Below are 10,128 nucleotides of genomic sequence, written 5' to 3'. Positions count from 1 at the left end.
ACCGAAAGGAGTGATTGTATGAAAACAGAGCCGGTTATTGAGAACTTTATAGAGATTGATGGCAGGGATGTTTTGATAGACACTCTACCGGCTGAGGAACGCAAAAGAATTGGGATTCTGATTCAGGACAAAATGATGGAGTTGGCTGGATACAAGAGAAAGAACGCCTCCGGCTAAGGCCGGAACCAGCGGACAAGCTTGTGAAGTAAGGAGCACCCTATGAAGAAGTATAAAAAACTCAGATGATTTTGACGATGGCAGCCGTCCCCCGCTTGACAATAAATCGGTACAAGCTATATATGTATAAATACATTACATATGTTTGCTTAAACTTCTCATTTACCCAGGGCGGTCAATTCCGCCTCTTTTCTTTTTTAGATAATATTTTTTCTATAAACCGTCCATACTATTATCGAGGTGATAAGCATGGAAAAGAACAAGCAAAATCAGGAATCTGAAAAAGATATGGCTAAGGAAGTTAATACTTTCAACAACCACTGGGCAACGGGACAGTTCTTGGGGCCAAACACGCTTAGACATGAAAAGAGCAGAGAGATTTACGAGGAGAAGGACAGCGAGTAGCTGTCTTTTCTTTTACCAAAACGAAAGGAAGTGAGCCTGATGGCAGTCCTTCTTGCGAATAAAACATTCCATTCCGGACTACACTATGGGTGAGGTGATAATATGGATAAACATGATCTGGAGAGGCAGGAACAGAAGAAGTCAAACAAGTCATTCAACAGCATAACGGAAAAAATGAAACCAGAGAACCAGAACCAAACCCACAATTCTATTCGGGAAGGTATGGGGCCAAACACAAAGAGAAAGCCAAGTTAAGCATCCGATGGGTGCTTTTCTTTTATCTAAAAACAAACACGATCGAGGTTGGTGATTGGTGGCTGAAATAAGGGCTTGAACTTAGAATTGGCTCTTGTCTCCTATGATGAGTAGTATAAGAAAAATGCTAAAGGCAGGCCAGAAGCAGAACTGAAAGAACAGATGATTAAGATCCGGTCAGCGGACAGGCGCAGCTTAGACGATACAAGGAAATTCTCGGGTAGGACGTTCCCAAAACACTGGATTCTTTCCCGAAAATGACGTATAATAATGATAATAAGAAATGGAAGAGCGTGCAGGCATTGTACCGAAAGACCAATTCTTACAACGAGATAATCCTTAAAGAACCGGGCATTACCGCTGATCTAACAAAGATATCTAAGGACACAGGGGTAGCTATGGTGGGACTGGATCGCCGGTTAAAAGAAAAAGATTCTTTCCTGCGAAAGGTATACACAGACAGTGATCATAGCTTGGATTCGCAAATTATTAAAGATACCATTAATTCAACCAATGATGTCATCCGATATACTTATCAAAGCAGCCCTTTAACCCTGTCACAATCTTATAAGAGTGTATACAAGCAGATGAATGACAAGGGGTATAAGATAGTAAAAGTAAAAAACACCTGGCTTGACAAGCGGTCTACATATAAGGGTGTTAATTGCGTCTTTGAATCACCTGAAGGTCAGAGATTTGAAGTACAATTTCATACGCCTGAAAGTTTTAATTTGAAAAACGGAGAAATGCATAATCTGTATGAGGAAGCCAGGAAGGACACCACAAGCCCGGCAAGAAGGGCCGAGCTTAATATAAAAATGTTTGAATTGTCATCCCAGTTGGAGATACCCGCATATATAGATCAAGTGAAGTAGGAGGACTCATGGAAGACTTTTATTTTGTATACGGCTATGATAAGAGCAAGAAGAAGGCAAGAAGGCTATACCGGTTTATTGGTGGAGAGTTTGAGCGCTATGATAGGGATTCGGAAAAGTGGAAACCATCTCCGGAACAGTGCTGTATATTTATAGGCGAAGATTGGGAATATGATGAGGTGACGGCAGCGGAGGCAGAAGAAATAAAAAATATGTTAACTATTTAATGCCACTGGCTGATTTGCCGGTGGTATTTTTATACCCATTTTAGCTTGTCAATCCAGATATAAATTGTAGAAAGTATGGAGAAGTTATATAATGAGTGTATAGATAGGATTTAAAACCCGAATTGATTGAAACAATCCTTGAAGCCTTACAAAAATTCGACAGGTTTTATAATGATAGTATGCAAAGCCTTATTTACCAAGACAGACAAAAAGCCATACGACAAATTAGACAACTTATATAGTAAATTAAAAATGTGAAAGAAGGTTTAATTATGCTTGAAAGAATACCAACTACGGAAGAAATGACCGCTTTAATCGGAGAACCTTTGTATGAAGTGTGGACAAAATTGTGTGCCATCATTGATGAAAAATATGATATGGATAAATTATGGAGTAGTGGCGGAAAAGCATGGACGTATGAATATAAATATCGCAGAGGCGGTAAAACTCTTTGTGCATTATATGCGAGAGAAAACATTGTCGGTTTTATGATTATTCTTGGAAAAGATGAGAGGAATAAATTTGAAGAAAACAGGGGGAATTATTCCAAAGAAGTACAGAAAATTTATGATGACGCAAAAACTTATCATGATGGAAAATGGATAATGTTTGAACCAACTGACGATTCCCTGTTTAATGACTTCATTGAACTTTTGAGCATTAAGAGAAAACCTAACAGAAAGTAGCAATTTCAGAATAATAATTAAATACTTTGCAGCAATCATTCTGTTAACAAAAGAGACTAGATAGAAGGTGAAGAGGTAAGAAAAATGGAAGATCTTCTTGGTGTTCCAGAGTCTTAATTTGTATACTGAGTTTTAGGAGTCCGGAGGACCTGATGGAGAAATGGGAGCCTCCATGCGCTATCTTTCCCAGAGATACGCAATGCCTTATAAGGAGTGTAAGGGGCTATTGACAGATATTGGAACGGAAGAACTTGCACATCTGGAGATCGTTGCTACTATTGTCCATCAGCTCACCAGGAACTTAACACCGGAGCAGGTGGTGGAATCTGGTTTTGGTCCATATTATATTGACCATACCACCGGTATCTGGCCTCAATCAGCAGGGGGAATTCCTTTCAATGCCTGCGAATTCCAGTCAAAGGGAGATCCCATTACTGATTTAGTGGAGGATATGGCGGCAGAACAGAAGGCTAGGAGTACTTATGACAATATCCTGCGTGTCGTAACAGACCCTGACGTCTGCGATCCCATCCGCTATCTGAGAGAACGGGAAATTGTTCACTTCCAGCGGTTTGGTGAAGCATTGAGAATTACCCAGGATAATCTGGACAGCAGGAATTTTTATGCCTTTAATCCAAGTTTTGATATTAAAACAAAATGCTGAAAATGATCAACACAATTTATGGGTCATATATACGCTGAGAAAGGGTAAACTATACTCTTTGTCAAGGAAAATAAAAAAGGGGGCGGATTTAGATATTGATATCTAAATCGGCCTCCTTTTCAGTAAGGTTTATGGTCTATTGTCTTATATGTATAGAATTCATCCGGTGTCAAATGATATAATTTGAGAGCCTGTGTTGATTATATCTTTTTGGACACTTTTTGCATTATTATCTTAATTTATCGCACGATCACACATCTGCTTATCTGCAGGTACTGACCGTTTTCAACAGTCATATAAGTTATTCCTAAGAAGTTATCATTGGCTATGATATTATTAAGCCCTCCGCTGGAACTTCCGAGCACTGCACAATAACCGCTGTATTCTGAACCGCTTTGCAGCTTATACTCTCCGGCAGGAATGTGATATCCAACTTTGAACATATTTCCTTTGGTGTAGTCGATTTGTGAAACTTCACTGATGGGTGATAATGTTCCGTTGGTTAATTTCAAATACTGTCCGTTTGTTACAGTCACAATGGCATTATAGGAAAAGTTATCGTTGTCAATAATACTTTCGAAATTTCCACTGCTGTCAGAAGCGATTTCATAATATGCACCAAGATCACTAGTGGAGAATAATACATATTCGCCGGCAGCGATATCCGTACCGACTTTATATGTGCCTGAGCCAATGACCGTTGAAGGAGAAGATGTAACGGTGCTCAACTGAACAGATGTACTTGCGCCGGAGTTATTAACCCATGCCCCGTCTGCGCCAACGTAGTATCCGTCAGGCGTTGTGGTATTGGCAAGCAAATATCCAGATTCATTGAAGTAATAGGATTTGCCGTCAATTGTCTGCCAGCCTGATTTTGTATAGCCTCCATCGTCGTTCTGGTACCACCAACCGGTGGTGTCTTGCTTCCATTCTCCGGCAAGGACCGCGGTGCTCATAGCTGCAGATAGGATAGCGGTTGCAATTAATAATTTTGTCTTTCTCATTTCATTGCCTCTTTTCTTTTGTTTTTATTAAAAAGCCAATGGCTGTTTAATTTTAATTCCGATAACCCTTTGGAATGTTTTGTGTAATTTCAGAAGCATTCTTTGATGGAACCGCTTGGCATGCCAATACCGGGCAGTTTTAGAATTTTGTTAAGATGGATCTTAGTGCTGCCATAGTTTTTATAACTGACGGACGGCTGCCACGGCTGATCATTTATTCAATTCTTTTATAATAATATCAGAACTAGAAGCTGGTAAAGACAATATATATTTTCATATAAATTAATTTGCAAACTCTGTATGTTTTGCTTTCCATTTTTTCAAGGCAATACTCAACCAGAAACCATAAATACCTAAGGTTACAATGCACAGCAAAAGCCACTTAATCCAGTTTCCAAATAATTGAGAAGCTGTTCCGGTAAAGCGTAAACGGCGTCCTTCAATGACGGTGTGTTTTATCTCCCAGTTATAAATCATACAGCATGCCCAGGGAAAGCAAATTCCAAAGGTGCACATCGTAATGAGTGCCCCCAATAGGTTCCAGCCGATTAATTGGAGAAGACCTCCGTCAAAATAAGATTCTTGTGCTCCCATACTCTTTTTTCCTCTTTTCTTTTGTCTTAATTAAAAAGCCATAGGCAATTTAATCTCTTTCAATAATCCCTTCCATAAAGCCATTGTGCTTCAGCCCGCTGAAACATATAATCATTTCCACGTTCCCGTCTCAATTCTTCAAAAAAAGACATGCGTTCTTCGGTTTTGGAAGAAAGATTCGTTTGGCTTTTTTGTGATATCTCCTTTGCCTGAATTTTAGGAAAGAAGATATTTTCCAGCTCTATTTCCGGCTTTGACGGTTTTCTGGTTGTTTGGCAAATATACTGAAACCATATTTTATAATCTGCAAAGGCGTTGTTGGAAGCCCTGGCGGATAGATTGAAAGCGCTGCGGATTTGCTCGGCACTTTCGTATCCATATTTATGTATTAAGATTCTGGGAGCCAGCAGATAACTGGTGAAGTAATCTACGATATTTTCGAATTCCTGGCTCGTGGATGGGATACCCAATATATGGTGGCCTAACTCATGCATTAAAGAAAACCGAATCCGGCTTGAAAGAATTTTTTCATTATAAGCAACGATTCTGTTCCATGAAAAGGCGTCATTGGTGCATAGCTTACACATCTCATATAATTCCTGATTCTTCCCCCTTAAATCGGTATAACTATACAGCTTGAAATTGTAGTGTTCCAAAACTTTTGAACAATCGATAGGGAAGGTCTGGATGCTGCAATCTTTGTAAACTTTAAAAATACCTCTTAGTATTTTCTCCCTTATTTCAGGAGACAGATCAGTGTAACATAAAATATTGCGCAAATAAATCAGTCCTTAATTGTCGATTTCGGACAGAAGCTGTATTAAGCGCATTTTTTGTTCTACGGATAAGGCCTTTCCATTCCTGGCAACCAGTTTTTCAAAATCAGCATAAGAATGAGAGCTGCTTTTCGTAGTATCCTGGGCAGACAATTCTTCTAACTCATCCACTGTAATACCCAGTTCCCTGCACATTCTGATTACGACATCGACGCTGGCCTTACCAATACCTGTTCTATTTAATATTGTGTATAAGCTGGTATATGGTATATCGCATTTTTCTGCAAAAGCCCTCAGACTATATCCCTGTTCTTTTATAAGTTGTTGTATAATTTGCTCTCTTTCCATGTTTTCACCTCTTTCCAAGTGACTTTATTATATATGATTTTGCAAATATTGTAAATAGAAAAAGACGCAAATGCAAATAAAATCAGCGTGAAATGGTGAAATATATTCTCAAATGAAAATATTGTGCTTGACAATGGTTGCATATAAGAATATAATACAGGAAAGATATTCGCCAGTGCGAACATGAAAACAGGAGGTGATGAGGTGTATCCCAATTTACTGACAACTATGAAGGTGAAGGGAGTAACTTTTACTCAAATTGCGGATTTACTTGAATGCAGGTATCAGACGATAAGTGAAAATTTTCAGGGTATTACTGAAAAAGGCATTTACTTTGATGATGCTAAAAAAATATGGAAAGTATTTTTCCCTGAGTATGATTTCATCTGGTTGTTTAGAAGAACAAAAAGTGAACCTCAATAACAAACGTATGTTCGATAGTATTAATATACCATTATCAAATATGTGTGTCAATCAAAAAATCTATGAGGGATGTAAGGGACTGCCAGAAGAAGGAGAGTCAAAAGATTTTGCAAGAAAGGAATGGTGGTACATATAAAATCAGCAGTAAAAGAAAGGCGTGACATAGTTACAGGCCGGTCATGTAAATCCTGCCGGCACCAACCCCATTGCCCGGAACGGAGCCGAAGGTATGTCTGCAAGGATTATAAAAAGAGAGGATAATGTACTCAGAAACAAAAAAACGACTGGGATAGGGACTGGCGGACAAGTTGGGAACCGAAGCATAAAGGAGGAAATCAAGATGGAAAAGAGCCGAACTCTTGCAGTGGCAAGAGCATACTGGTCTTTTTAGATAGATATTTGAGGATTACAAAAAAATTCTTCATACATTAATGTTACGTTAAAATTCGAAAAGATTAAGGCAGGTGGTACTACCTGGGAGCTGACGGAGCCATGGTCAAGGGCCTGCAAGCAGTTGATAGCAAATGGTATTATCTGGACCAGGACGGTAAGATGGTTATGCAGCCAATAACACTCACCCCGGATCAGAATGGGGTATTGCAACATAAAGATCCTACGGAGTAAATTATGAAAACCTTCCCTAATCACGTATAATGATCCTGTAAAACATCTTATAGGAGGAAAATTAAATGATAACTTACAACAAGCTATGGGACACGATGAAAGAGAAAGGTGTAAGCCAATATCGCTTGATAAAAGACTACGGCGTCAGTGCAGGTCAGATTGGCCGGTTAAAGAAAAATGGATATGTATCCACCCACACATTGGAACGGTTATGTGAGATATTAAAATGCAATATAGAGGATATTGTACAATACATATCTGAGCAATAAAAAAGGCGGCACACATTCCGGTCCCGCCCATTACAGATATCTTCTAAGAACAGAAGAATTAGTCCGTCTGGAAATCATGGCCACTATCGTCCATCAGCTCATCAGGAACTTAATACCGGAGCAGGTGGTAGAATGCCCAGGAGTCATTTTTTATAAAACTCCTGGGCTTTTTATAATTTATAAGGAATTTCTGAAATAGTAAAATAATGCTGTTTTTTAATGCACTTCCAGAATTAGTACAGAAACAAAATAATGCTCATACCTAAAAGATAAAAAATATAACCTCGAAGTCCTAATGCCAGAGGGGAAAGCGCTGTTTAATGAAATTCATGCGAGAATACATTCAAATGCTATTTTATTATCCTCATGACGAAAGATGAAAGAAGCAAATCTGGTAATATGATTAAAAAATAAATTATTTTCGACAAATTTTGATATAAATATTATAATGCATGGTCGAAAAAAGATAAAATATATATACAAAATAAATAACAATAAACTTGAAAAATATGGAAAAATATGATAAAATATACAATGGTACAATGGGAAGAATTTTTATTTTCAAGAAAATAGGAGGTTAATGGTGTTATGGGTAATTTGAACTTATTTCTAATCATTTCCATTCTGGTTTCTGTTCTTGCGTTTGCGTTTGCGGTGTGGTTGTACCGCTGGGTATCTGCGCAGCCATCTTCGAATCAACGGGTGAAAGAGGTTGGAAGCTACATCAGACGGGGGGCAAACACATTTTTAAAGAAAGAATACATTGTTTTATCAAAGTTTTGTGCGGGAGCTTCGCTTCTGATTTTTCTGTTTCTTCCTGCGCCCCTATGGAGCGGAGGTTCGGTTTTAGGTAACCTTACCATTGTTCTGGCGTACATATGCGGAACTGTTTTTTCTGCTATTGCAGGTAAAATAGGAATACAGGTAGCTACCATAGCCAATATGAAAACTGCAGAAGCTGCGCAGTTCGGCGGCTTAAAACCTTCTTTTCTGTCAGCCTTCCGTGGCGGAGCAGTTATGGGAATGGCCGTAGTGGGGAGCTCGCTTTTAGGCGTGACTCTTGTTATGATGGTCACCGGAGACTCCGTAGCCCTGTTGGGCTTCAGTTTTGGTGCCAGCTCCCTGGCTTTATTTGCTAAAGCAGGCGGCGGTATTTTTACAAAGACTGCGGATATCAGTGCAGACCTTGTTGGAAAAGTTGAGCTTGGAATCCCTGAGGATGACCCCAGAAATCCGGCTGTAATTGCCGATAATGTAGGAGATAACGTAGGCGATGTTGCCGGAATGGGCGCGGACTTGTTTGATTCTAACGTGGCTTCCACAGTATCTGCACTGGTTATGGCGATTGCTCTGGGCAGAAAAATGGGAGTAGATTATGCAGCTATGGTATTCTGCTATGCTTCTCTGGGACTCTTATCTTCCATCATAGGAGTTATGGCCGCCCGAATGGGAAAGAATGGCGATCCTACCAGGGCTCTTAACATGAGTACCTATATTACCACGGGTATATTTGCTGTACTTACTGCTGGAGCAACAATTGTGTTTCAGTTTGACTGGCGTATTTGGGGAGCGGCAGCGATAGGCTTGTTTGTTGGTGTCATTATAGGAATTACCAGTGATTACTTTACAAACGATAATAAGAAGCCTGTACAGAATGTAGCAAAGGCTTCTGAGTCAGGGCCTGCATTCACCATTCTTTCCGGTGTTTCCTATGGTTTCTTAAGCGTGCTGCCTGCCATGGTGGGAATCGGTATTTCTGCCTTGGTTTCCTATAACCTTTGCGCTTCCATCGCTCCTGGTGACCCTACTGCAGGAATGTTTGGAATTTCTATGGCCGCAGTTGGAATGCTTTCCATCGTCGGCATGATCATTTCTAATGATGCTTATGGACCAATTGCCGATAATGCCAGAGGACTTGTTGAGATGGGAGATCTGGGAGAAGAGGCACTTGAAATCACAGATTCACTTGACAGTGCGGGAAATACGGTAAAGGCAGTGACAAAGGGATTTGCCATTGCGGCAGCAGGCTTGACCATTATCTCTCTGCTTGGTGCATTTATGAGTGAGGTAAACGACGCAGCCGGCACTACAGTGCTGACTGGGTTCGATATCATCAATCCTACGGTATTTTTCGGGATGCTGGTGGGCGCTTCTGTTCCGGCTATTTTCTCTTCTATGCTGATGCTCGGTGTAGACCGCAATGCGCAGAGAATGGTAGCGGAAATCCACCGTCAGTTCAGGGAAATTAAAGGACTTAAAGAGGGCAAGCCGGGAGTGGTTCCGGAATATGACAAATGCATTGATATTGCTACCGATGGTGCCTTAAAAGAATTGATTCCTGCCGGACTGGTCAGCATTTTTGTGACCATGGCAGTCGGGTTTATAGGCGGCGTTGAATCCGTGGGAGGATACCTTGCAGGCAACATTATCAGCGGTCTTCTGCTTGCATTGTTTATGAGCAATTCAGGAGGACTGTGGGATAATGCAAAGAAATACATTGAGGCCGGAGGAAATGGAGGAAAAGGAAGTGAAGCCCATAAGGCGGCAGTAGTAGGAGATACGGTTGGCGATCCTTTTAAGGATACGGCAGGTCCATCCATCAACACACAGATAACGGTAGTTTCTTTGGTGGCTTCTTTGATGTCTTCCTTGTTTTTGGCATTTTCCCTGTTTTGATCGATAAAGACAGGATTCAATAAGATTATGGCAGCTGTAGTACACAGGCTATAAAAACCGGTATCAGGACATAAATCCTGGCACCGGTTTTTTTATGTTATTCTTCCTTTTTATTCAATATATTC

Annotated in this window: 12 protein-coding genes and 2 pseudogenes; 10 read left to right on the top strand and 4 right to left on the bottom strand. The window is 40.1% G+C overall.

The window, feature by feature from the left end; all coding sequences use genetic code 11:
* The first annotated feature begins 426 nt into the window (after positions 1-426).
* The 6 genes and pseudogenes from V7M78_RS19990 to V7M78_RS19965 form a co-directional block, all read left to right on the top strand.
* Positions 427-582: a hypothetical protein gene (locus tag V7M78_RS19990; protein ID WP_333652344.1), complete on the top strand. Its 156-nt coding sequence runs from the start codon at positions 427-429 to the stop codon at positions 580-582.
* A 102-nt stretch (positions 583-684) separates the two neighbouring features.
* The gene (locus V7M78_RS19985; RefSeq protein ID WP_333652342.1) at positions 685-837 is read left to right on the top strand and encodes a hypothetical protein; all 153 of its coding nucleotides are present in this window, start codon (positions 685-687) and stop codon (positions 835-837) included.
* A 302-nt stretch (positions 838-1,139) separates the two neighbouring features.
* A complete protein-coding gene (locus V7M78_RS19980; protein WP_333652340.1) occupies positions 1,140-1,712 on the top strand; it encodes a hypothetical protein in 573 nt (190 codons plus the stop codon).
* 8 nt (positions 1,713-1,720) lie between these two features.
* Entirely contained in the window at positions 1,721-1,939 is a 219-nt protein-coding gene (locus V7M78_RS19975; protein WP_333652337.1) for a hypothetical protein, read from the top strand.
* A 272-nt stretch (positions 1,940-2,211) separates the two neighbouring features.
* Positions 2,212-2,625, top strand: a complete 414-nt coding sequence (locus tag V7M78_RS19970; protein WP_333652335.1) for a DUF3788 domain-containing protein — start codon at positions 2,212-2,214, stop codon at positions 2,623-2,625.
* 142 nt (positions 2,626-2,767) lie between these two features.
* Positions 2,768-3,289: pseudogene (locus V7M78_RS19965) on the top strand (manganese catalase family protein); the annotation flags it as partial.
* 239 nt (positions 3,290-3,528) lie between these two features.
* Here V7M78_RS19965 and V7M78_RS19960 read toward each other — a convergent pair.
* The 4 genes from V7M78_RS19960 to V7M78_RS19945 all read right to left on the bottom strand — a co-directional run bounded on the left by V7M78_RS19960 (position 3,529) and on the right by V7M78_RS19945 (position 6,011).
* Positions 3,529-4,293, bottom strand: a complete 765-nt coding sequence (locus tag V7M78_RS19960) for a hypothetical protein (RefSeq protein ID WP_333652332.1) — start codon at positions 4,291-4,293, stop codon at positions 3,529-3,531.
* Between the two features lie 282 nt (positions 4,294-4,575).
* Positions 4,576-4,887, bottom strand: coding sequence for a DUF898 family protein (locus V7M78_RS19955; RefSeq protein ID WP_333652329.1), 312 nt, complete (start codon positions 4,885-4,887; stop codon positions 4,576-4,578).
* A 59-nt stretch (positions 4,888-4,946) separates the two neighbouring features.
* A complete protein-coding gene (locus tag V7M78_RS19950; RefSeq protein WP_333652326.1) occupies positions 4,947-5,474 on the bottom strand; it encodes an ImmA/IrrE family metallo-endopeptidase in 528 nt (175 codons plus the stop codon).
* 204 nt (positions 5,475-5,678) lie between these two features.
* Positions 5,679-6,011 carry a helix-turn-helix domain-containing protein gene (locus tag V7M78_RS19945; RefSeq protein WP_333652323.1) on the bottom strand — a complete coding sequence of 111 codons (333 nt, stop codon included), beginning with the start codon at positions 6,009-6,011 and terminating at the stop codon, positions 5,679-5,681.
* A 204-nt stretch (positions 6,012-6,215) separates the two neighbouring features.
* On the opposite strand from V7M78_RS19945, the gene V7M78_RS19940 reads away from it, so the two are divergent.
* The 4 genes and pseudogenes from V7M78_RS19940 (at position 6,216) to V7M78_RS19925 (ending at position 10,003) form a co-directional block, all read left to right on the top strand.
* Positions 6,216-6,434, top strand: coding sequence for a DNA-binding protein (locus tag V7M78_RS19940; protein ID WP_333652321.1), 219 nt, complete (start codon positions 6,216-6,218; stop codon positions 6,432-6,434).
* Between the two features lie 459 nt (positions 6,435-6,893).
* Positions 6,894-7,058: pseudogene (locus V7M78_RS19935) on the top strand (hypothetical protein); the annotation flags it as partial.
* A gap of 65 nt (positions 7,059-7,123) precedes the next feature.
* Positions 7,124-7,327 carry a helix-turn-helix domain-containing protein gene (locus V7M78_RS19930; protein WP_333652319.1) on the top strand — a complete coding sequence of 68 codons (204 nt, stop codon included), beginning with the start codon at positions 7,124-7,126 and terminating at the stop codon, positions 7,325-7,327.
* Positions 7,328-7,915: 588 nt separating this feature from the next.
* The gene (locus V7M78_RS19925) at positions 7,916-10,003 is read left to right on the top strand and encodes a sodium-translocating pyrophosphatase (protein WP_333652317.1); all 2,088 of its coding nucleotides are present in this window, start codon (positions 7,916-7,918) and stop codon (positions 10,001-10,003) included.
* The last annotated feature ends 125 nt before the right edge of the window (positions 10,004-10,128 follow it).

The organism is Lacrimispora sp., assembly GCF_036758025.1.
GTDB lineage: Bacteria > Bacillota > Clostridia > Lachnospirales > Lachnospiraceae > Lacrimispora.
Note: the sequence above shows the minus strand (reverse complement) of the source record. Positions and strands in the feature narration are given on the sequence as shown.